A 20,422-nucleotide genomic window follows, 5' to 3' on the forward strand; every position below is an offset into this window, starting at 1 on the left:
ATGCTGCCGATATATGAGTCAGTCCATTTCACCAGGTTTGTTCTATGAGTCGTCCTACCGCCACCGCTAATCGCCCGCAGCTGGCCTTGCAGTCCTATCTGGACGGCTTGCTGCAGGAAGCGGCTGCCGAACTGGCCGACGCGTTTCCCGCTGAGCCGGTTAGCCTCGTCGTCGTTGCGCCAGCACCGGCACCGGTTGCCGCGCCCGTGCGTGCGGTGCAGCCAGCGCCCGTCAGCAAATCGGCGCCGGTTGTGGTTGAGTCCGACGCCGTTTCCCTCGATGAATTCGAAGCCGCCGTGCTGGAAGAACAGGTGCGCGACGCGCGTCTGCAAGCGCCGCCTGTGGCTGCTCGGCCTGCTGTGGTAAAGCTGGAACGGCCAACGCTGGTCCTGCCTACCCTGGAAATGCCCAAGCCACTGCTGATGCCAACCTTGCTGGTCGAGCAGGCTGAACCAGTCGCGGAAAAACCGATTGAAGCAAAACCCGTCGTCGAAAAACCTGTGGTGCTCGCGCCGCCGGTGGTCGAGTCGGTGGTCGAGCAGCAAATCCAGACCGACATGACGCCAACGCCGCCGCCGTTGAAATTAGACGGTCAGCCGAGCTGGGGCGAAGAGCCGTTCGAATGCCTGCTATTCGACGTCGCCGGCCTCACGCTGGCCGTGCCGTTGGTGTGTTTGGGCTCGATTTACCCGCTGGTCGGCCAGGAGCTGACGCCACTATTTGGCCAGCCCGACTGGTTCCTCGGTATCCTCCCGTGCCAGGCTGGCAACCTTCGCGTACTCGACACCGCGCGCTGGGTGATGCCCGACCGCTACCGCGATGATTTCCGCCAGGGCTTGCAGTATGTGATTTCCGTGCAAGGCTACGAATGGGGCCTGGCGGTGCATCAGGTCAGTCGCTCGATTCGCCTGGACCCCAAAGAGGTCAAGTGGCGCAGTCAGCGCAGCCAGCGGCCTTGGCTGGCAGGTACCGTTATCGAACATATGTGTGCGTTGGTGGATGTGGCCGTTTTGGCCGAGTTGATCGCCAGCGGCGCCGCCAAGCGCTTAGGCAGCGATGGTCGCGTGCAGTAACCGATTGAACGGCCCCGCAAATCGGGGCGCTAAAGTAAACGGCGGGTTACACCCGTACGCCATGACAGTGGCATTGATGAGGCTAGGGATATGAAGAAAACGTCCGCGCAAGGTTCCGAAGATCCCATTCTGCAATGGGTGACGTTCCGTCTGGATAACGAAACCTACGGCATCAACGTGATGCAGGTGCAGGAAGTGCTGCGCTACACCGAAATCGCCCCGGTGCCGGGTGCCCCTAGCTACGTGCTGGGCATCATCAACCTGCGCGGCAACGTGGTGACCGTGATCGACACCCGCCAGCGCTTCGGCCTGGACTCCGGTTCGGTTACCGACAACACCCGTATCGTCATCATCGAAGCCGACAAGCAAGTGGTTGGCATCATGGTCGACAGCGTTGCTGAAGTGGTTTACCTGCGCCAATCGGAAGTGGAAACCGCGCCTAACGTCGGCAACGACGAGTCGGCCAAGTTCATCCAGGGCGTCTGCAACAAGAACGGCGAACTGCTGATTCTGGTTGAGCTGGACAAAATGATGTCCGAAGAAGAGTGGTCCGAACTGGAGAGCATCTAACCCATGCTCGACATCGCGCTGTTGGTGCTTGCCCTGGCTTGCGTCTCGCTGGGCGGCACCTGCATCTGGCTGGCGGGACGACAGCGAGAATTCGCTCGTCAGTTCGAACACCAGGCACAGCGCGACGCACTGCGCGACCAAGCCATCAAAGAACTGAAAAAGCGTTTGGACACCTACCTCACCGGTAGCATCCGCATGGGTGAAGAGCTCTACGAACTGCGCCGCACCCTGGCGCCGATTCCAGACAAACTCAGCCAGATTGAACAGCGCGACCCCAGCAATCTCTCCTTCACCCAGGCAGCGCGTTTAGTCGGCCTGGGCGCCAGTGTCGACGACCTCACCCAATCCTGCGGCCTCAGCCGCGCCGAGGCGGAGCTGGTGAGCAAGTTGCATCAAGCCAAGCGCTAAAGCCGCCTGTGCTGTAGGAGCCAGCTTGCTGGCGAACCCTGCAAACCTCGGCAATTACCGTTTCCAGGATTCGCCAGCAAGCTGGCTCCTACGACGGACGCGTTAATCCAGCAACCGCTGCGGCGTGACATCTTTCTCGCCGCCATCATCCGGGGTAAACCCTTCCGGGCATTTGCCTTTCAAGTACCACGCAAACGCGATGATCTCGGCCACGCTGCGGTACAGCTCTTCGGGAATCGAATCCCCTAATTCCATGCGCGCGAGCAGGCGCACCAGTTCGGCGTTTTCGTAAATCGGCACTTCATATTCCCGAGCCACGGCCAGAATGGCTTCCGCCAATTCATCGTCGCCCTTTGCGGTCAGGCTCGGTGCGCTCTTGCCGTCGTAGTTGAGCGCAATGGCCTGGCGGGGAGCTTCACGTTTCATGCTTTTTCGTCAATCCAGCGTTGTTCGAGGGTGGTGCGCGGGCCTTGCGGCGGCACGCCTTGCTGGCAGGCCAATTCGCCGACATTCAAGCCAGCAGCGGTCAGGCGATCACGCAGCGTGCCCAGTTCGTTATCGATCAGGTTCACGGTGCTGGCCCGTTCTGCCCACAGCTGGCTGGTCAGGCTGCCGCGCGCCAGCTGCGCCTGAACTTGCAGCGGGCCCAGCGGCGGAATGTCGAAGGCCAATTCGATGCGCCACACCGGTTCTTGCTGCTGACCTTTCTTGCCGCCCTTGCCCGATTTTTCTTCCTCTTGCGCATCTTCACGCTGCATTTTCAGTTGCAGCGGCACCAGGTCTTGCCCGTTGCGCATGGGAATTTCCATCTGCCAAGTGGTTAGCAGATTGCCTTCCGGCGTTAGCTGGCTCTGCGCCAGGCTCGATAGTTGATGCGTCTGCAAGCGGGCCACGGCGGCGGCGGCGAGTTTGAGCAGGCCTTCCAGGTCGCCCTCGTTTTCCATTTCCTGTTGCAGCTTGCTTGGCAGCGGGAAAGTCAGTCCTTGCTGCTTAACGCCGGTTTGCCCCAGTGCGCCGAGGGCGTTGCGCAGAAACACCGGCAACGCCTGGCCGAGATTGGCGCCGATGTTGTTCGGGTTGATGGCCGCGCCGCTGGGCAGTGCCGGCAGAATTTGCGCGATCAGGCGCAGCAGGTTGGCTTTCATGTCTTGCGAAAGCCCGGCGGTGTTGCCACTGAGCAGTTTGGCTTCGAGGAACATGCCGCTCTTTTCCAGCGCTTGCGACAGGCCTTTGGAATCGCTCAGCTGCGCGCCGTCGGGCAGCGAGCCAAGCAACTTGTCGATGGCGCCGCGCATGCCTTCGGGCACGCCTTCCTTGCCGCTCAGGCCTTGCAGCGATTTCAGCAAATTCTCCAGCGAGCCCTGACGCGCTTGCTGACTGCCCAACTGTTGGCCCAGCTCAAGTTGATCGAGACGGCCGCTGAGTGGCAGAAAGGTCAGCGATTGATTGCTCTGTACCTGCGCGGTCAACAGGCTGCCCACGGGCAAATTGAGCGGCGTTTCAATCGACAGTTTGCTGCCGGCCAACGGCGTGTTGAGCAGGGCGACCAGCACTTTATTCAGCACCTGCAAGGTCTGCGGCTGCACAAAGGGTTGGCTGGATTCGACCTTGCCTTGAATCACCGTGCCCGGCGGCATGGCCTCGCCATCAAGGCTGGTCAGCGGATTGCCGCCCGCCGCCACCTGCATCAGCACGGACAAACGCGTATCGGAAAGCGCCGTCACCGCCACGGTGCTGCCTTGTACCAGCGGTTGGCTGCTGGTCGCCTGCACGGTGGCTTGCTGGCCGCCATTCACGGTCAGCCTGAGCAGCACTTGTTGGAAGTTCTGCGCCAGGTCTTTAACGCTGACCACTTCGGCGGTGGTGCTATCGCCCACGGCCAGCAGGTTGCCCAGCGGCTGCAAGAGTTTCACCGCCGCGTCGGTCACCGAGGTGTTCGGGCGTGGGGTCGGCGCAACGGGGGAGAGTGGGCGAGTGCTACTGATTTCGCTCATCGGCGGTTTACAACCTGTCGAAAAAGCCAGCTTCGAGGGGCGGGCGTGACATGTATAATGCCGCCCCGTCCGGGTCGGCCGTGCAAGTGGCTTGCCTGAGTATAGCGGCCAAGCTTGCCTGGACTTGATAGCAAAAGCAGCGCCAGAACCAGCCCGTCCGGAATTTTCCTCCGGCCCCTTAGCCCGCAGGTCAGCCTAACCTTGAAGAGCCCCTTCCTCGAAGCTGTAGCACTCGCCTGTGAGCGGGACTGGCGCATGCTTTTCGAACAGTTGGAGCTGCGGTTGGCGGCTGGCGACATGCTGCAAGTTAGCGGTCCCAATGGCAGCGGCAAAACCAGCCTGCTGCGCTTGCTCGCCGGGCTGATGCAACCGACCGCTGGCGAAGTGTTGCTCAATGGTCAGCCGCTGACCACGCAACGCAACGAGCTGGCCCGCAACCTGTTATGGCTTGGCCACGCGGCAGGCATCAAGGGTTTGCTTACCGCTGAAGAAAACCTCACCTGGCTCTGCGCCCTGCATCAACCGGCCACGCGCGATGTCATTTGGCAGGCGCTGGAACAGGTGGGTTTGCGCGGTTTTGAAGACGTTCCCTGCCACACCCTGTCTGCCGGCCAGCAGCGCCGCGTTGCCCTGGCGCGCTTGTACCTGAACCCACCACCGTTGTGGATCCTCGACGAACCGTTTACCGCGCTGGATAAAACCGGCGTCACCCAACTCGAAGCCCATTTGGCCGAGCACTGCGAACACGGCGGCATGGTGCTGTTAACCACGCACCACACCTTGGCGCACCGGCCAAGCGGTTACCGCGAATTGGACCTGGGGCAGCGCCGCCCATGAGCAACGTCTTCACCTTGTTGGTTGCCCGCGAGGCGCGTTTACTCTTCCGCCGTCCGGCTGAGCTGGCCAACCCGTTAGTGTTCTTCGCCATCGTTATCGCCTTGTTCCCGCTGGCCGTTGGCCCGGAAAGCCAACTGCTGCAAACCCTGTCGCCCGGGTTGATCTGGGTGGCGGCGCTACTGGCGGTTTTGCTCTCGCTGGACGGGCTTTTTCGGAGCGATTTTGAAGACGGTTCGCTTGAGCAGTGGGTCCTTTCGCCGCACCCGTTGGCTCTTCTGGTATTGGCCAAGGTGCTGGCACACTGGCTGTTTTCCGGCCTGGCGCTGGTGCTACTGGCGCCCTTGTTGGCGCTGATGCTGGGCTTGCCGGGGCACTGCATTCCCGTGCTGCTCGCCACTTTATTATTGGGAACGCCGGTGCTCAGCCTATTGGGCGCGGTGGGTGCGGCGCTTACCGTCGGCCTCAAGCGCGGTGGCCTGTTACTGGCGCTGCTGATTCTTCCGCTTTATATCCCCGTGCTGATTCTCGGCAGCGGGGCGCTGCAAGCCGCGTTGCAGGGCTTACCAGTGATCGGTTACTTGCTGTGGATGGCCAGCCTTGCTGCCTTGGCCGTTACCCTGACACCTTTTGCGACCGCCGCAGGCCTGGCCATTAGCGTCGGCGAATAAAAATGACGTGGTTACCCTGATGAATTGGACTTGGTTTCACAAATGGGGCTCGCCCAAATGGTTCTACCAGATCAGCGGCCGCTGGCTGCCCTGGTTGAGCGCGGCGGCCGTTCTGCTTATTGCCACCGGTCTGGTCTGGGGCCTGGCGTTCGCGCCGCCGGATTACCAGCAGGGCAACAGCTTTCGCATCATCTATATCCACGTGCCGGCCGCCATGTTGGCGCAGTCGTGCTATGTGCTGCTGGCAATTGCCGGTCTGGTTGGGCTGGTGTGGAAGATGAAAATTGCCGACGTCGCCCTGCAATCGGCCGCGCCGATTGGTGCCTGGATGACCGCCATCGCGCTGCTCACCGGCGCCATCTGGGGCAAGCCGACGTGGGGCTCATGGTGGGTGTGGGACGCGCGCCTGACCTCCATGTTGATTCTGCTGTTCCTTTATTTCGGCATCATCGCCCTGGGCAACGCCATCAGTAACCGCGACAGCGCCGCCAAGGCGTGCGCCGTGCTGGCGCTGGTGGGCGTGGTGAATATTCCGATCATCAAATACTCGGTGGAGTGGTGGAACACCCTGCACCAGGGCGCCACGTTCAAAATCACCGAACGCCCGGCCATGCCGTCGGAAATGTGGATTCCGCTGCTGTTGATGGTGCTCGGTTTCTACTGCTTCTTCGGCGCCGTGATGCTGATGCGCATGCGCCTGGAAGTGCTCAAGCGCGAAGCCCGCAGCAGTTGGGTGAAAGCCGAAGTGGCGCAACAGATTGAAAAAGGAGGCGTGCGATGAGCTTTGCCTCGTTCAGCGAGTTTCTCGCCATGGGCCACCATGGTGTTTATGTCTGGACCGCCTATGGCATCAGCCTGGCGGTGTTGGCGCTCAACGTCGCGCTGCCGGTTCTGGCGCGCCGTCGTTATCTGCAAGAAGAGGCGCGCCGTTTGCGCCGGGAGAGTCAAAAGTGAATCCGCTGCGTAAAAAGCGCCTGTTGATCATCCTCGCCATCGTCGCGGGCGTCGGCATTGCCGTTGGCCTGGCGTTGAGCGCCCTGCAGCAGAACATCAACCTGTTCTACACGCCCACGCAAATCGCCAACGGCGAGGTGCCGCATGACACCCGCATTCGCGCCGGCGGCATGGTGGAAAAAGGCTCGCTGGTGCGCAGCGGCGATTCGCTGGACGTGCAATTCGTAGTCACCGACTTTGCCAAAAGCGTGACCATCCGTTATCGCGGCATTCTTCCCGACCTGTTCCGCGAAGGGCAGGGCATCGTCGCCCTTGGCAAACTCAACGCCGACGGCGTGCTGATCGCCGACGAAGTGCTGGCTAAGCACGACGAAAAATACATGCCACCCGAAGTCACCAAAGCGCTGAAAGACAGCGGCCAATCGGCGCCCCAAGACGGCGCCGCCTATGCCCCGGCAAGTGGAGATAAACAACCATGATGGCCGCCCTGATCGTTCCCGAAATTGGTCACCTGGCGATGATCCTCGCCCTGTGCATGGCGCTGGTGCAGGCCACCTTGCCCATGATCGGCGCATGGCGCGGTGATCGGCAGTGGATGGGCCTGGCCCAGCCGGCCGCCTGGGGCCAGTTCAGTTTTCTGGTGCTGGCCTTTGCCTGCCTGACCTGGGCGTTTATGACCGACGACTTCTCCGTCGCCTACGTCGCCAACAACTCCAACAGCGCGCTGCCCTGGTACTACAAGTTCAGCGCTGTGTGGGGCGCGCATGAAGGCTCGCTGCTGCTCTGGGCGCTGATTCTCGGCGGCTGGACCTTCGCCGTGTCGGTGTTCTCCCGCCAGTTGCCGCAAGTGATGCTGGCCCGCGTGCTGGGCGTGATGGGCATGATCAGCATCGGTTTCCTGCTGTTCCTCATAATTACCTCCAACCCGTTCGAGCGCCTGCTGCCACAGAGTCCGGTGGACGGTCGTGACCTCAATCCGCTGCTGCAAGACATCGGCCTGATCGTGCACCCGCCGATGCTGTACATGGGCTACGTCGGTTTCTCCGTCGCCTTCTCTTTTGCCATTGCCGCCTTGCTTGGCGGGCGCCTGGACGCCGCCTGGGCACGCTGGTCGCGGCCGTGGACCATCGTCGCCTGGGCGTTTCTGGGCATCGGCATCACCCTCGGTTCGTGGTGGGCGTATTACGAGTTGGGCTGGGGCGGCTGGTGGTTCTGGGACCCCGTCGAAAACGCCTCGTTTATGCCCTGGCTGGTGGGCACGGCGCTCATCCACTCCCTGGCAGTCACGGAAAAACGCGGCGTGTTCAAAAGCTGGACCGTGCTGCTGGCCATTGCCGCCTTTTCCTTGAGCTTGCTGGGCACCTTCCTGGTTCGTTCCGGCGTGCTCACGTCGGTTCACGCCTTCGCCTCCGACCCCGAGCGCGGCGTGTTTATTCTGGCGTTCCTGCTGCTGGTGGTCGGCGGTTCGCTCACCCTGTTCGCCCTGCGCGCCCCGGTGGTGAAAAGCCAGGTCGGCTTTGCGCCGTGGTCGCGGGAAATGCTGCTGCTCGGCAATAACCTGGTGCTGGTGGTGGCCGCGTCGATGATTCTGCTCGGCACCTTGTACCCACTGGTGCTCGACGCGCTGACCGGCGCCAAGCTGTCCGTCGGCCCGCCGTACTTCAACGCGCTGTTCGTGCCGTTGATGAGCCTGCTGATGATCGTCATGGCCGTGGGCGTAGTGGTGCGCTGGAAAGACACGCCGGTGAAATGGTTGCTCGGCATGCTCAGTCCGGTGCTCATCGCCAGCGTTGTGCTTGGCGGCGTGGCCTCCATGGTGCTCGGCGACTTCAACTGGGCGGTGCTCGCCGTGTGCCTGCTGGCAGCCTGGGTGCTATTGGCCGGCGCGCGCGACTTGCTGGATAAAACCCGCCACACCGGCCTGCTCAAAGGCCTGGGCAAAATGACCCGCAGCTACTGGGGCATGCAACTCGCCCACCTTGGCATCGCCGTATGCGCCCTGGGCGTGGTGCTCTCGAGCCAGAACAGCGCGCAACGCGACATGCGCATGGAGCGCGGCGAGTCGACTGACTTGGGCGGCTATCACTTCGTGTTCGACGGTGCCGAGCACTTCGAGGGCCCGAACTTCACCTCCGACCGTGGCACCGTGCGCGTCATTGAAGACGGCAAGGAAGTCGCCGTACTGCACCCGGAAAAACGCCTGTACACCGTGCAGCAGTCGGTGATGACCGAAGCCGGCATCGACGCCGGTTTCACCCGCGATATCTACATCGCCCTCGGCGAGCCGCTGGACAACGGCGCCTGGGCCGTACGCATTCACGTCAAACCCTTTGTGCGCTGGATCTGGTTCGGCGGCTTGCTCACCGGCTTCGGTGGCCTGCTGGCGGCGATGGACCGGCGTTACCGCGTCAAAGTCAAAACCCGAGTGCGTGAAGCCTTGGGCCTGGAAGGAGCGCAGGCATGAAGCGCGCGTTGTTGCTGTTGCCGTTGGCGGTGTTTCTGGTGGGCGCGGTGTTTCTGTACCGCGGCCTGTTTCTCGATCCATCGGAACTGCCGTCAGCCCTGATCGGCAAGCCGGTGCCGGAGTTTTCGTTGCCGGCCGTGGACGGGCAGAAGACCCTCACTCGCGCCGACCTGCTGGGCAAACCTGCACTGTTGAACGTGTGGGCGACGTGGTGCATTTCCTGCCGAGTCGAACACCCGGTGCTGAATAAACTGGCCCAGCAGGGCGTGCGTGTGTACGGCGTCAATTACAAAGACGAAAACGCCGCCGCGCTGAAATGGCTCAAGGAATTCCACAACCCGTACCAGCTGAACATCAATGACGCCGAAGGCAGCCTGGGGTTGAATCTGGGCGTGTACGGCGCGCCGGAAACCTTTCTGATCGACAGTAAAGGCATCATCCGCCACAAGTTTGTCGGCGTGATCGATGAGGTGGTTTGGCGCGAACAACTGGCCAGCAAATACCAGGAACTGGTCGACGAGGCCGCGCAATGAAGCGTTGGCTTGCCGCAATGGCGCTGGGCTTGAGCCTGGTCGGCGTGGCTCAGGCTGCCATCGACACCTACGAGTTCGCCAACGAGGCCGAGCGTGAACGCTTTCGCCAGCTGACCCTGGAACTGCGCTGCCCCAAGTGCCAAAACCAGGACATCGCCGACTCCAACGCACCGATTGCCGCCGACCTGCGCAAAGAAATTTTCCGCATGCTCGGCGAGGGCAAAAGCAACGAGCAAATCGTCGACTTTATGGTCGATCGCTACGGCGAATTCGTGCGCTACAAACCGGCCGTCACTGCGCGCACCTGGCTGCTGTGGTTCGGCCCGGCTGCCTTGTTGGGCACCGGTTTGCTGGTGATGGTGGTGATGGGCGTGCGCCGTCGCAAGCCGGTCGCGGTTAGCGATGTGACCCTGTCGGGCGAAGAACAAGCGCGCCTTGATGCGCTGCTCAAAGCCGACAACTCTTCTTCTGTGGCTGCGGACAAAACTTCCCAATGATTGAATTCTGGCTCTCTGCCGGCCTGCTGTTGCTGGTGGCCTTGGCGTTTTTGTTGATCCCCGTTTTGCGTGGTCGCCGCGCCCAGCGCGAAGAAGACCGCACTGCCCTGAACGTGGCGCTGTATCAGGAACGTGTCGCTGAACTGCAAGCCCAGCAACAAGCGGGCACGCTCGGCGACGAGCAACTGCAAGCCGCCAAAGCCGAAGCCGCCCGCGAGCTGCTGGCCGACACCGAAGGCGCCGATCAGGCGCGGGCCTCGAAGCTCGGCAAATGGGTGCCGTTGCTGGCCGCCGTGTTGGTGCCGGTGTTGGCCGTCGGCATGTATTGGCATTGGGGCTCGCTGGACAAAGTGCAGCTCGCACAAGACGCCACCCAAGCGCCGCGCACCATCGGAGAAATGACCGCGCGCCTTGAACAAGCGGTGAAAGCGCAGCCCGAATCTGCCGAAGCCTGGTACTACCTCGGCCGTGCCTACATGAGCCAAGAGCGCCCAGGCGATGCCGTCGGCGCGTTCGAGAAGGCCATCAGTTTGGCCGGTCGCCAGCCTGAATTGCTCGGGCAACTGGCCCAAGCGAAGTACTTCGCCAACAACAAACAGTGGTCGGCCGAGTTGCAGGGCCTGACCGACGAAGCGTTGAAAACCAACCCGCAGGAAGTCACCAGCCTGGGCTTGCTCGGCATCGCCGCGTTTGAAGACAAACGCTTCCAGGACGCCGTGACCTTTTGGGGCCGGCTGGTCGCCTTGCTGCCGCCCGAAGATCCGTCGCGCGCCGCCATCGAAGGCGGCATCGCCCGCGCCCGCGAACAATTGCCCGCCGATCAGCAGCAAGCGCAACAGCCGCCAGCCGCCACCGAGACTGGCACGGTGTTGAAGGTGCGGGTTGAACTGGCCCCAGCACTCAAAGACAAGGTGCAACCGGGCGACAGCGTGTTCGTGTTTGCCCGCGCCGCTTCGGGTCCGCCCATGCCGTTGGCGGTGAAACGCCTGACCGTGGCCGACCTGCCTGCCCAGGTCAGCCTGGCCGACAGCGACGCGATGATGCCGCAACTGAAACTCTCCAACTTCCCTCAGGTCATACTGCAAGCTCGCATTTCGCGGGCAGGCAATGCCAAGGCAGGCGAGTGGATCGGCCGCAGCCAGCCCTTGGCCAGTAGCAGCAAGGATCAGCAGCAGCTGACCATCGACTCCGCGGACGGACAAGCACAATGAGCAAATGGGCACGGGGCGCAGCAGCGCTGATGATTTTGGCTTTGGCCGGTTGCACCACGCCGGCCGTGCAACAACCCAGCAGCGAACCGATTCCTGTGCCGCCCGGCAACCTGCCGCAAACCCCGCCGGGCAAAACCACGCAGCAACCCAAAAGCGCACCGTTGCCGACCCAGGCACCGGCCAGCACCCGCCTTAAAGCCCACCCGCACTTCGCTCCGCCACCCGGCGTGAGCAGCTACTGGGATACGCAACTGGGCGTTTACGTGCTGGATAAAGTACCGGGCCTTTATTATCGCCAACGCACCTACTACCGCTGGAACGACGGTTGGACCTGGGCCACCTACGCCAACGGCCCGTGGTTGCCGGTTGACGCCACCGGCCTGCCGCCGGGCTTGAATCGACTGCATCCATAAGGGCAAAAGCTCGCGGCTGAAGCCGCTCCTACAAAGGTCAGATGCTGTTGTGGGAGAGGCAAAAGCTCGCGGCTGAAGCCGCTCCTACAGAGGTCAGGTGCTGTTATAGGAGAGGCAAAAGCTCGCGGCTGAAGCCGCTCCTACAGAGGTTAGATGCTGTTGTGGGAGAGGCAAAAGCTCGCGGTTGAGCCGCTCCTACAGAGGTCAGGTGCTGTTGTGGGAGAGGCTTTAGCCTCGATAGCCGCGACGCCATTTCAACGCTTGCTCGCTTTCATCATCACGCCATAACCAATCACTGCCGCAAAAAACGACCCGGTCAAAATTCCGATACGGTCCATGCCCGCCAGCGCACTTTCGCCCGGCTCGAACGCCAACGAGCCGACAAACAGGCTCATGGTGAAACCGATGCCGCATAGCACCGCTACGCCGAGCACCTGACCCCAATTCGCGCCTTCAGGCAGCTTGGCGATGCCCACGGCAATCGCCAGCCAGGCCATGCCAAACACGCCCACGGTTTTGCCTAGCAACAAGCCGCTGGCGATGCCCAACGGCACCGGGTGCAGAAAACTATCAAGCCCCACGCCCGCTAGCGGCACGCCGGCATTGGCGAAGGCGAACAGCGGCAACACGCCGAACACCACCCACGGATGCAACCCATGCTCCAGCGCCCGAGCCGGGGAGGGCACGCCATCGCGGGTGCGCAGCGGAATGGTGAAGGCCAGGGCGACGCCAGCTAACGTCGCATGCACGCCGCTCTTGAGCACGCACACCCACAAAATCAGGCCCACCAGCACATACGGACTCAGGGTTTGCACCCCCGCGCGGTTCATGCCAATCAGCACCGCCAGGCACGCGGCCGCCAGCAGCAGCGAAAGGGTCGACAGGTCGCCGGAATAGAACAGCGCAATGACGATGATCGCGCCGAGGTCATCAATGATCGCCAGCGTCATTAAAAACAACTTGAGCGTCAGCGGCACGCGCTTACCCAGCAAGGCGAGCACGCCCAGGGCGAAGGCAATGTCGGTGGCCATGGGAATCGCCCAGCCGTCCATGGCCTCGGGGTGGTGACGGTTGATGGCCCAATAGACCAAGGCCGGCACCACCATGCCACCAATCGCCGCCATGCCCGGCAGCACAATCTGCGAGGGATGGGACAGGTGCCCCTCCAGCACCTCGCGTTTCACTTCCAACCCGATGGTGAGGAAGAACAGCGCCATCAGCCCGTCGTTAATCCACAGCAGCAACGGCTTGGCGATTTTCAGCGCGCCGACTTGCACCACCACCGGCGTTTCCAGCAAACCGTTGTAGAGAAAATCCAGCGGCGAATTGTTGATGATCAGCGCCAACACCGCAGCGGCTATCAACAGCAGGCCGCTGGCCGCTTCCAAGCGAAAAAAACGGGTCAGTGCGTGGCGAACAGACAATGGCATGCTCCTAAAAAGGCGGTTGCAACTGGTAAAACAGTTGCGCTGAGGATAGCTGCTCCACTGTAGCTGGGCGGGCGGGTGCACGGTTCCTATACTGGCCGTCAGAAAATGCGGAGGTGCGTGTGCAACAGCGTGAAGGCCAGGCGCTTGCCTGGGGTTGTTTGGTCGTTGCCATGGCCTTGTGGGGCAGTTCGTTTATTGCCTTGAAGTTCGCGTTCAGCGAGATGCCACCGATGTGGGTGATCTTCGGCCGTATGGCCTTGGGCAGCGTGGTGTTTCTATTGGCCTGGCGCTGGCGAGGCCGCATCGACTACCGCGCCGGCGACTGGAAATACCTGCTCGGTCTGGCCGCCTGCGAGCCCTGCTTGTACTTCATCTTCGAAGCCCTGGCGCTGCAACGCACCAGCGCCTCCCAAGCCGGCATGATCACCGCGCTGTTGCCGCTGCTGGTGGCAGTCGGCGCCTACCTGACACTGCGTGAACGCATCAGCCGCACCACGCTCGCCGGGTTTCTCCTCGCGGTAGTGGGCGCCACCTGGCTCAGCCTGGCGGGCGAGGCCGACGCCCATGCGCCGGCGCCGCTGCTGGGTAACTTCTTCGAATTCGTGGCGATGCTCTGCGCCACCGGCTACACCTTGCTGCTCAAGCATTTATCCAGCCGCTACTCGGCGTTTGCGCTCACCGCGCTGCAGGCGTTTGTGGGCTCGGTATTTTTTCTACCGTTGGCGTTGCTGGGCGCCGACGTGCCGGCCGACGTCACGGTCAAAGGCTGGGGCGCGGTGGTGTACCTGGGCATTGTCGTGACGGTCGGCGCGTACGGGCTCTACAACTTTGGCGTCGGCCGCCTGCCAGCCAGTCAGGCCTCTGGCTTCACCAATTTGATACCGGTGTTCACCTTGCTGATGGCCGCGCTGTTTCTCGGCGAGCGCTTGAATGCATGGCAACTGTTAGCGGTCGGGCTGGTCTTTATTGGCGTAGCACTCAGCCAATGGCGGCGTGACCCCAAGGTGCCGGCCCCTGCTGGAATTCTCGACTGAAGGTAAGCCATGAGCGGTTCACGTAACGACGACCACAACAAACAAATCGCCGCCCGCGCCTGGGCGCGAGAAGCCATTCGCATCATCGAGGCCGACTTCCAGCGCAGCGCCGACACCCACCTCATTCCTCTGACGGTGCCGGGCCTGCCGGGCATCGAGTTGTATTTCAAAGACGAATCCAGCCATCCCACCGGCAGCCTCAAACACCGCCTGGCTCGCTCGCTGTTTTTGTACGCGCTGTGCAACGGCTGGCTGAAACCCGGTGCGCCGGTGATTGAAGCCTCCAGCGGTTCCACGGCCATTTCCGAGGCCTATTTCGCCCGGCTGCTGGGCTTGCCGTTTATTGCCGTGATGCCGGCCACCACGTCGAAAGAGAAGATCGCGCAAATCGCCTTTTACGGCGGCCAGAGTCATCTGGTTAAAGACCCAACGCAGATCTACGCCGAATCCGAACGCCTGGCGCAGGAAAGCGGCGGCCATTTTATGGACCAATTCACCTACGCCGAACGCGCCACCGACTGGCGCGCGAACAACAACATCGCTGAATCGATTTTTCAGCAGATGCGCTTTGAACATTGCCCCGAACCCAGCTGGCTGGTCTCCAGCCCCGGCACCGGCGGCACACTCGCCACCCTCGGCCGCTACGTGCGCTACCGTCGTCACGCCACCCGCGTGCTGTGCGCCGATGCCGAGCGCTCGGTGTTTTTCGACTACTACCGCACCGGCGACGCCAGCTTGCGCCTGGACCACGGCTCGGGCATCGAAGGCATCGGCCGCCCGCGCGTGGAAGCCTCGTTCGTGCCTGCCGTAATCGACGCCATGTGCAAAGTGCCCGACGCCCTGTCGCTCGCCGCCATGCACTACCTGGCGCAGCGCCTGGACCGGCACGTCGGCGGCTCCAGCGGCACTAACCTTGTCGGCGCGTTGCTGGTCGGCCAGCGCATGGTCGCGGCCGGCGAGCAGGGCTCGATTGTGGCGGTGCTCTGCGACGGCGGCGAACGCTACGCCACCTCTTATTACAACCCTGACTGGCTCGCCGCTCAGGGCTACCACTTACAACCCTTGATCGACCAGATCGCCGCTTGCGCCGAACAGGGCGAAGCGTTGCCCGATCTGCCCACCGCAGGAATCTGAGCCATGAGCGACGCTGCACCGAGCATTCGATTCGCAGAACCTGACGACGTACCGGCGCTGACCGAACTGCTCCTCGAACACGGCCCCAATCCCTGGAACTACCTGCCCGAAGACGGCGTGCGCGAGCACCTGCAAGGCATCGCCCACGGCTCAGTTGAAGCGGTGGTGGCCGAGCAGGGCGGGCGCATCGTCGGCTTTGTCAGCTTTATCCAAACCTACCAATTCGCCGACCAGCAACCCTCCGCGCGGCGCGAGGAAGCGCAGGGTTATATCTGCGAAGCCGTGGTGCACAAAGACCTGGCGGGGCAGGGCCTGGGTTCGGTGCTGCTGGAAAAAGCCGTGGCCCGGTTGGGGGAGAAGGGCTTGGTCGACATCTACATCGACCGCCACGAAGAAAACGTCGCCTCGGCCGGCATGATGCGCAAAGCCGGCTTCAGCGAACTGCATACCTACTCCGATCCCGAACGCCGGCCCAACGGCTCGCGGCGAACGACGGTGTGTTACCAGCGGCTCAGTGCCTAATAGCAATCGAGGCTAAAGCCTCTCCTACAGAAACGAATTCCTGTCGGAGAGGCTTTAGCCTCGAGCTTTTAAGGGTGGCCGCCTTTTCGCTTACGCCGCAAACCCACCATCAATCGTCAGGTTGGCCCCGGTGATATAGCCCGCTTCCGGGCCTGCCAGGTAGCTGACGAAGCTGGCGATTTCTTCCACCTTGCCGTAACGGGCCAGAGCCATGCCTTGTTTCAGGGTGTCGGCGAACTCGCCGCTGTCCGGGTTCATGTCGGTGTCGACCGGGCCGGGCTGCACGTTGTTGACGGTGATACCACGGCCGCCCAGGTCGCGGGCCAAACCTTTGGTAAAGCCGACGATGGCCGATTTGCTCATGGCGTAAATCGAACCGCCAGCAAACGGAATGCGCTCAGCGTTGGTGCTGCCGATGGTGATGATGCGGCCGTTGTCGCGCAGGTGGCGGGCGGCTTCCTGACTGGCGATGACCACGCTGCGCACGTTGATCGACAGCGTGCGGTCGATGTCTTCCATGCTCAGTTGCTCGATGGGCGCCACGGCCAGCACGCCGGCGTTGTTCACCAGAATGTCGAGGCCGCCGAAGGCTTCCACGGTTTGGCTGATGGCGCCGCGAATGGCTTGCTCGCTGGCGCTGTCGGCCTTAATGGCCAACGCCTTGCCGCCGGCCGCGACAATGTCTGCCACCAAGGCGTCCGACTGCTGCGCGCTTTGGCTGTAGGTGAACGCAACGGCGGCGCCTTCGCGGGCCAAGCGTTTAACGATGGCTGCGCCGATGCCGCGCGAGCCGCCTTGTACAAATGCCACTTTGCCGGTGAGTGCTGTTTGAGTCGTCATGGTGATTCTCCAAAAGTTAGTAAAGGGTGTGTCGTTTGGTGTGGCGCCAGTATCATCGGCGGATTAGTCGGCGAATAGTCGGTAATACGGATATGCTTTCGATACAAACGGTATGGAATGCGCCATGGACACCCTCAACTGCATCGAATGTTTTGTGCGCAGCGCCGAAGCCGGAAGTTTCGCCCAGGCCGCGCGGCGCCTGGGCTTGACGCCTGCAGCGGTGGGCAAGAATGTCGCCCGCCTGGAACAGACCCTGGATGTGCGGCTGTTCCAGCGTAGTACGCGCAAACTGAGCCTGACCGAAGCGGGCGAGTATTTTCTGACCGAGGCGGCTGGCGGCCTGACCACGCTGCAACTGGCAATGGGCAACCTCACCACGCTGAAAAGCCAGCCGGCGGGCACCTTGAAAGTGAGCATGGGTTTGTCGTTCGGTCGCGAATACATGGTGCCGTTGCTGGGGGAATTCCTTCAGCGTTACCCACGCGTGGTGCCGGACTGGCACTTCGACAATCGCCCCGTCGACCTGATAGCCGAGGGCTTCGACGCCGCGGTGGGCGGCGGCTTCGACCTGCCGCTGGGCGTCGTTGCCCGCGAACTGGCGCCAGCGCACCGGATATTGCTGGCCTCATCGAGCTACCTGGAGAACGCGCCGGCCCTTCGCTCGCCGGCCGACTTGCCGCTGCACGCCGGCATTCTTATTCGCTCACCGCAAACCGGCCGCGTAAGACCCTGGACCCTGCGCAACCGCGAAGGCGTGCTGGCGCCCATCGACATTCAACCGCGCATGACCCTGAGCGACCCCGAGGCCGCGTGCGCGGCGGCGCAAATTGGCTTGGGCCTGGCGTTAGTCAGCGTGGCGCATGCCTTGCCGTATCTGGAACGTGGAACGGTGCAGCGCGTGCTGCCCGACTGGTACGTGGACACCGGGGCGACCACGCTGTACTTCGCCGGGCAGAAGCTGCTGCCACAGAAGACGCGAGTGTTTGTGGACTTTGTTGTGGAGCGCTTTAAAGCGCTGGGACTGGACAAGCGATTGTCGGCCCTGGAAGGGCCGGCGGCGGGGTAAGCGGACCAACAGCATTGCGGCTAATCGGAATGCCGCCCAGCCATTCCCAGAACGAGGTGTGGCTTTTAGAGGTGCGCCGGGTTTGCCATTTTGGATTCCGAGTCGTCGGACCGCCGCCTTCGCGGGAATGACCTGAGACCTCCAACCCAACTCCGTCATCCCCGCGCAGGCGGGGATCCAGAGTGGTGAATGGGAACGCCAAACTCGGCGCTAACACAGCACCTGAAGAAGCGACTGGGCGGCATCCCGTTCAGCCGCGATGTTGTTTCAACCCTCGCGAATCCCCAACAAATCCCGCGCCACCGCTTCGGCGATACGAATGCCATCGACGCCAGCCGACAGAATGCCCCCGGCATAACCGGCGCCTTCACCGGCCGGAAACAACCCGCGCACGTTCAGGCTCTGCAAGTCATCACCGCGGGTAATGCGCAGCGGCGACGAGGTGCGGGTCTCGATGCCGGTGAGCACGGCGTCATGCATGGCGAAACCTTTGATCTGCTTGTCAAACGCCGGCAACGCCTCGCGAATGGCCTCAATGGCAAAGGCGGGCAGGGCGTCGGCCAGGTCCATCAGGTTCACGCCCGGTTTGTACGACGGCTCGACACTGCCCAACGCCGTGGTCGCCTTGCCGGCAATAAAGTCACCGACCAATTGCCCCGGCGCGTTGTAATTGCGCCCGCCCATCACATAAGCGTGAGACTCCAACCGCTCCTGCAACTCCACGCCGGCCAGCGGGCCGCCGGGATAATCCACTTCCGGCGTGATGCCAACCACGATGCCCGAGTTGGCGTTGCGCTCGTTACGCGAGTATTGGCTCATGCCATTGGTCACCACGCGCTCCGCCTCGGACGTGGCCGCCACCACCGTACCGCCCGGGCACATGCAGAAGCTGTACACCGAACGCCCGTTGGACGCGTGGTGCACCAGCTTGTAATCCGCTGCGCCAATTTTCGGGTGGCCAGCAAAGCGGCCCAGGCGGGCCTGGTCGATCAGCGATTGCGGGTGCTCGATACGGAAGCCCACCGAAAACGGCTTGGCCTCCATAAACACGTCGCGGCTATGCAACATGCGGAAGGTGTCACGGGCGCTGTGGCCGAGCGCCAGAATCACGTGGCGGCTGTTGATCTGCTCACCGCTGGCGAGGGTCACGCCCGTCAATTGGCCGTTATCGATTTGCACGTCAGTCACGCGCTGCTCGAAACGCACTTCACCGCCCAAGGCAATGATCTGCTCACGCATATTCGCCACCACGCCCGTCAGGCGGAAGGTGCCGATGTGCGGTTTGGCAACGTAGAGAATCTCTTCCGGCGCGCCGGCCTTGACGAACTCATGCAGCACTTTGCGGCCGATAAATTTCGGATCTTTGATCTGGCTGTACAGCTTGCCGTCCGAGAACGTGCCGGCGCCGCCTTCACCAAACTGCACGTTGGACTCGGGGTTGAGCACGCTCTTGCGCCACAGGCCCCAGGTGTCTTTGGTGCGCTGACGCACCTCCTTACCGCGCTCCAGGACGATGGGTTTGAAACCCATCTGTGCCAGCAACAAGGCCGCGAAAATACCGCACGGCCCAAAGCCGACCACTAACGGACGCTCACCCAACTGCTCAGGCGCGTGGCCGACGAACTTGTATGAAGTGTCTGGGGCGACCGTGATGTGGCGGTCATCGCTGAAGCGCTTCAGCAAAGCTGCTTCGTCGCTCACGGAAAAATCGATGGTGTAGATAAAACACAGCTCGGCGGATTTTTTCCGCGCGTCGTAGCTGCGTTTGAACAGGGTGAAATCCAGCAACTCGTTATCGGCAATACCCAGGCGTGCGACCAGGGCAGGGCGCAGGGCCTCATCGGCGTGGTCGATAGGCAGCTTGAATTCGGTGATTCGTAACATGGGGCGGTCCGTATCAGGGCCGGAGGTAACCCGGCAGCTTGGAGAGGCGCGAATTATAGCCGCGAAAGCCCCTACATGACCGCCACTGCGTCGGCCAATCTACGGGCGAACCGGCTTCTCATTTTGCTGGCGTTCGAAGTCTTGATACATATCGCGCTTGTGCTGCTCAGCGTCTTCGCGCATTTCCGTGCGCTTGGTTTCGCGGTGCGGGTCTTCGCTGTCGGGGATAACAGTCAGGCCGCTGACGGGCGAGGCGGTTTTGTTGGCGGGCTCGGCAGGTTGTTGCTCGACGGGTAATTCCACCACTGGCACGTTCAGTACGCCGCTGGGCGGCACCGGCTCGATGATGCGCGTGGTTTGGCCCGTGCCTTCGGGGCAGGGCACGGTGGCGTAGGTGGTGCTGCCGTCGGCGGCTACGCATTTGTAGACTTGGGCGTGGGCCAGGGTTGGCAGAAAAATCAGCGCGATTGCGGCGAGTTTCAAAGTGCTTCCCTCACTTTGTGGGCGGTTGGTGCAAGGCTAGCAGGGGACGAAGGCGCGGAAAATGCGCCGGTCGAGGTTTGCAGGAATCGAGGCTGAAGCCTCTCCCACAGGTCGGCATTTCTCTCTGTGGGAGCGGCTTTAGCCGCGAGATTTTTGTTGGGCAGCAAAGGTTTGATCTAGCCGAGATATACGGTTCGAGAGCTACCGCTCGTTATCTGGCTCGTGATCTACCGCGTGTGATCTCGCTTGTGATCTCGCTTGTGATCTCGCTGGTGATCTTCCGCTTTTGATCTACCCCGCACCGTTTATCGCAGGCCGAGTGGAGTCGTTGCGTAGGGGGTTGAGCGGCCGGGAGCCGCGAAAGGCGTGTCGGGCCATGGATGGCCCGTCTCGCCGTGCCCCGGAGT

The 20,422-nt window shown here is 62.3% G+C and carries 23 protein-coding genes; 17 read left to right on the forward strand and 6 right to left on the reverse strand.

Annotated elements, in window-relative coordinates:
• The first annotated feature begins 44 nt into the window (after positions 1–44).
• The 3 genes from ACZZZP_RS07365 (at position 45) to ACZZZP_RS07375 (ending at position 2,051) form a co-directional block, all read left to right on the forward strand.
• On the forward strand, positions 45–1,073 hold the full coding sequence (locus ACZZZP_RS07365; protein WP_463382287.1) for a CheW domain-containing protein: 1,029 nt from the start codon (positions 45–47) through the stop codon (positions 1,071–1,073).
• A 90-nt stretch (positions 1,074–1,163) separates the two neighbouring features.
• Complete coding sequence (locus tag ACZZZP_RS07370; RefSeq protein ID WP_122451109.1) at positions 1,164–1,643, forward strand: chemotaxis protein CheW; 480 nt, start codon at positions 1,164–1,166, stop codon at positions 1,641–1,643.
• A gap of 3 nt (positions 1,644–1,646) precedes the next feature.
• Positions 1,647–2,051 carry a DUF2802 domain-containing protein gene (locus tag ACZZZP_RS07375; protein ID WP_122451110.1) on the forward strand — a complete coding sequence of 135 codons (405 nt, stop codon included), beginning with the start codon at positions 1,647–1,649 and terminating at the stop codon, positions 2,049–2,051.
• A gap of 102 nt (positions 2,052–2,153) precedes the next feature.
• Here the strand turns inward: ACZZZP_RS07375 and ACZZZP_RS07380 are convergent, their stop codons facing one another.
• Entirely contained in the window at positions 2,154–2,477 is a 324-nt protein-coding gene (locus ACZZZP_RS07380) for an EscU/YscU/HrcU family type III secretion system export apparatus switch protein (protein WP_122496992.1), read from the reverse strand.
• Entirely contained in the window at positions 2,474–4,045 is a 1,572-nt protein-coding gene (gene fliK / locus ACZZZP_RS07385) for a flagellar hook-length control protein FliK (RefSeq protein WP_463382288.1), read from the reverse strand. The genes ACZZZP_RS07380 and fliK overlap by 4 nt, the downstream gene beginning before the upstream one ends.
• A 201-nt stretch (positions 4,046–4,246) precedes the next feature.
• Here fliK and ccmA point away from each other — a divergent pair, with 201 nt between their 5' ends.
• The 10 genes from ccmA to ACZZZP_RS07435 are packed head-to-tail and all read left to right on the forward strand — an operon-like array spanning position 4,247 to position 11,622.
• Positions 4,247–4,882: a cytochrome c biogenesis heme-transporting ATPase CcmA gene (gene ccmA / locus ACZZZP_RS07390; RefSeq protein ID WP_122496996.1), complete on the forward strand. Its 636-nt coding sequence runs from the start codon at positions 4,247–4,249 to the stop codon at positions 4,880–4,882.
• On the forward strand, positions 4,879–5,550 hold the full coding sequence (ccmB, locus tag ACZZZP_RS07395; protein WP_122496998.1) for a heme exporter protein CcmB: 672 nt from the start codon (positions 4,879–4,881) through the stop codon (positions 5,548–5,550). The genes ccmA and ccmB overlap by 4 nt, the downstream gene beginning before the upstream one ends.
• 16 nt (positions 5,551–5,566) lie before the next feature.
• A complete protein-coding gene (locus ACZZZP_RS07400) occupies positions 5,567–6,331 on the forward strand; it encodes a heme ABC transporter permease (protein WP_463384670.1) in 765 nt (254 codons plus the stop codon).
• On the forward strand, positions 6,328–6,504 hold the full coding sequence (gene ccmD / locus ACZZZP_RS07405; protein WP_122451116.1) for a heme exporter protein CcmD: 177 nt from the start codon (positions 6,328–6,330) through the stop codon (positions 6,502–6,504). Before ACZZZP_RS07400 ends, ccmD begins: the two co-directional genes overlap by 4 nt.
• The gene (gene ccmE, locus ACZZZP_RS07410; protein ID WP_122497000.1) at positions 6,501–6,983 is read left to right on the forward strand and encodes a cytochrome c maturation protein CcmE; all 483 of its coding nucleotides are present in this window, start codon (positions 6,501–6,503) and stop codon (positions 6,981–6,983) included. Before ccmD ends, ccmE begins: the two co-directional genes overlap by 4 nt.
• 11 nt (positions 6,984–6,994) lie before the next feature.
• Complete coding sequence (locus ACZZZP_RS07415) at positions 6,995–8,968, forward strand: heme lyase CcmF/NrfE family subunit (protein ID WP_206000784.1); 1,974 nt, start codon at positions 6,995–6,997, stop codon at positions 8,966–8,968.
• Positions 8,965–9,501: a DsbE family thiol:disulfide interchange protein gene (locus ACZZZP_RS07420; protein WP_122497004.1), complete on the forward strand. Its 537-nt coding sequence runs from the start codon at positions 8,965–8,967 to the stop codon at positions 9,499–9,501. The genes ACZZZP_RS07415 and ACZZZP_RS07420 overlap by 4 nt, the downstream gene beginning before the upstream one ends.
• Entirely contained in the window at positions 9,498–9,998 is a 501-nt protein-coding gene (locus tag ACZZZP_RS07425; protein ID WP_463382289.1) for a cytochrome c-type biogenesis protein, read from the forward strand. The genes ACZZZP_RS07420 and ACZZZP_RS07425 overlap by 4 nt, the downstream gene beginning before the upstream one ends.
• Positions 9,995–11,209 (forward strand): c-type cytochrome biogenesis protein CcmI, encoded by a 1,215-nt coding sequence (ccmI, locus tag ACZZZP_RS07430; RefSeq protein ID WP_463382290.1) that lies wholly within the window; start codon positions 9,995–9,997, stop codon positions 11,207–11,209. Before ACZZZP_RS07425 ends, ccmI begins: the two co-directional genes overlap by 4 nt.
• A gap of 29 nt (positions 11,210–11,238) precedes the next feature.
• Positions 11,239–11,622, forward strand: coding sequence for a hypothetical protein (locus ACZZZP_RS07435; protein ID WP_463536410.1), 384 nt, complete (start codon positions 11,239–11,241; stop codon positions 11,620–11,622).
• A 254-nt stretch (positions 11,623–11,876) separates the two neighbouring features.
• Here ACZZZP_RS07435 and nhaA read toward each other — a convergent pair whose 3' ends face one another.
• On the reverse strand, positions 11,877–13,046 hold the full coding sequence (gene nhaA / locus ACZZZP_RS07440; RefSeq protein ID WP_463382292.1) for a Na+/H+ antiporter NhaA: 1,170 nt from the start codon (positions 13,044–13,046) through the stop codon (positions 11,877–11,879).
• 176 nt (positions 13,047–13,222) lie between these two features.
• On the opposite strand from nhaA, the gene ACZZZP_RS07445 reads away from it, so the two are divergent.
• The 3 genes from ACZZZP_RS07445 to ACZZZP_RS07455 are packed head-to-tail and all read left to right on the forward strand — an operon-like array spanning position 13,223 to position 15,742.
• Entirely contained in the window at positions 13,223–14,086 is an 864-nt protein-coding gene (locus ACZZZP_RS07445) for a DMT family transporter (RefSeq protein WP_463384671.1), read from the forward strand.
• Positions 14,087–14,095: 9 nt separating this feature from the next.
• Positions 14,096–15,220 (forward strand): PLP-dependent cysteine synthase family protein, encoded by a 1,125-nt coding sequence (locus ACZZZP_RS07450; RefSeq protein ID WP_463536411.1) that lies wholly within the window; start codon positions 14,096–14,098, stop codon positions 15,218–15,220.
• Positions 15,221–15,223: 3 nt separating this feature from the next.
• Positions 15,224–15,742, forward strand: a complete 519-nt coding sequence (locus ACZZZP_RS07455) for an N-acetyltransferase family protein (RefSeq protein WP_463382294.1) — start codon at positions 15,224–15,226, stop codon at positions 15,740–15,742.
• A 90-nt stretch (positions 15,743–15,832) separates the two neighbouring features.
• Here the strand turns inward: ACZZZP_RS07455 and ACZZZP_RS07460 are convergent, their stop codons facing one another.
• Entirely contained in the window at positions 15,833–16,582 is a 750-nt protein-coding gene (locus tag ACZZZP_RS07460; protein ID WP_463382295.1) for a 3-oxoacyl-ACP reductase family protein, read from the reverse strand.
• A gap of 124 nt (positions 16,583–16,706) precedes the next feature.
• On the opposite strand from ACZZZP_RS07460, the gene ACZZZP_RS07465 reads away from it, so the two are divergent.
• Positions 16,707–17,648 (forward strand): LysR family transcriptional regulator, encoded by a 942-nt coding sequence (locus ACZZZP_RS07465; RefSeq protein WP_463382296.1) that lies wholly within the window; start codon positions 16,707–16,709, stop codon positions 17,646–17,648.
• 267 nt (positions 17,649–17,915) lie between these two features.
• Here ACZZZP_RS07465 and ACZZZP_RS07470 read toward each other — a convergent pair whose 3' ends face one another.
• Together ACZZZP_RS07470 and ACZZZP_RS07475 are read right to left on the reverse strand one after the other, a co-directional pair.
• A complete protein-coding gene (locus ACZZZP_RS07470) occupies positions 17,916–19,532 on the reverse strand; it encodes an NAD(P)/FAD-dependent oxidoreductase (RefSeq protein WP_463382297.1) in 1,617 nt (538 codons plus the stop codon).
• A 99-nt stretch (positions 19,533–19,631) separates the two neighbouring features.
• Entirely contained in the window at positions 19,632–20,015 is a 384-nt protein-coding gene (locus tag ACZZZP_RS07475; protein WP_463382298.1) for a DUF4124 domain-containing protein, read from the reverse strand.
• Positions 20,016–20,422 lie beyond the last annotated feature (407 nt).

This window comes from Pseudomonas sp. AC211, from assembly GCF_979258055.1.

Excerpts from the sequence above, each read along its gene's own strand:
- ACZZZP_RS07365 (WP_463382287.1), top strand. The coding sequence starts at position 45 with ATGAGTCGTCCTACCGCCACCGCTAATCGCCCGCAGCTGGCCTTGCAG.
- ACZZZP_RS07370 (WP_122451109.1), top strand. The coding sequence starts at position 1,164 with ATGAAGAAAACGTCCGCGCAAGGTTCCGAAGATCCCATTCTGCAATGG.
- ACZZZP_RS07375 (WP_122451110.1), top strand. The coding sequence starts at position 1,647 with ATGCTCGACATCGCGCTGTTGGTGCTTGCCCTGGCTTGCGTCTCGCTG.
- ACZZZP_RS07380 (WP_122496992.1), bottom strand. The coding sequence starts at position 2,477 with ATGAAACGTGAAGCTCCCCGCCAGGCCATTGCGCTCAACTACGACGGC.
- fliK (WP_463382288.1), bottom strand. The coding sequence starts at position 4,045 with ATGAGCGAAATCAGTAGCACTCGCCCACTCTCCCCCGTTGCGCCGACC.
- ccmB (WP_122496998.1), top strand. The coding sequence starts at position 4,879 with ATGAGCAACGTCTTCACCTTGTTGGTTGCCCGCGAGGCGCGTTTACTC.
- ccmD (WP_122451116.1), top strand. The coding sequence starts at position 6,328 with ATGAGCTTTGCCTCGTTCAGCGAGTTTCTCGCCATGGGCCACCATGGT.
- ACZZZP_RS07420 (WP_122497004.1), top strand. The coding sequence starts at position 8,965 with ATGAAGCGCGCGTTGTTGCTGTTGCCGTTGGCGGTGTTTCTGGTGGGC.
- ACZZZP_RS07425 (WP_463382289.1), top strand. The coding sequence starts at position 9,498 with ATGAAGCGTTGGCTTGCCGCAATGGCGCTGGGCTTGAGCCTGGTCGGC.
- ccmI (WP_463382290.1), top strand. The coding sequence starts at position 9,995 with ATGATTGAATTCTGGCTCTCTGCCGGCCTGCTGTTGCTGGTGGCCTTG.
- ACZZZP_RS07435 (WP_463536410.1), top strand. The coding sequence starts at position 11,239 with ATGATTTTGGCTTTGGCCGGTTGCACCACGCCGGCCGTGCAACAACCC.
- ACZZZP_RS07445 (WP_463384671.1), top strand. The coding sequence starts at position 13,223 with ATGGCCTTGTGGGGCAGTTCGTTTATTGCCTTGAAGTTCGCGTTCAGC.
- ACZZZP_RS07450 (WP_463536411.1), top strand. The coding sequence starts at position 14,096 with ATGAGCGGTTCACGTAACGACGACCACAACAAACAAATCGCCGCCCGC.
- ACZZZP_RS07455 (WP_463382294.1), top strand. The coding sequence starts at position 15,224 with ATGAGCGACGCTGCACCGAGCATTCGATTCGCAGAACCTGACGACGTA.
- ACZZZP_RS07460 (WP_463382295.1), bottom strand. The coding sequence starts at position 16,582 with ATGACGACTCAAACAGCACTCACCGGCAAAGTGGCATTTGTACAAGGC.
- ACZZZP_RS07465 (WP_463382296.1), top strand. The coding sequence starts at position 16,707 with ATGGACACCCTCAACTGCATCGAATGTTTTGTGCGCAGCGCCGAAGCC.
- ACZZZP_RS07470 (WP_463382297.1), bottom strand. The coding sequence starts at position 19,532 with ATGTTACGAATCACCGAATTCAAGCTGCCTATCGACCACGCCGATGAG.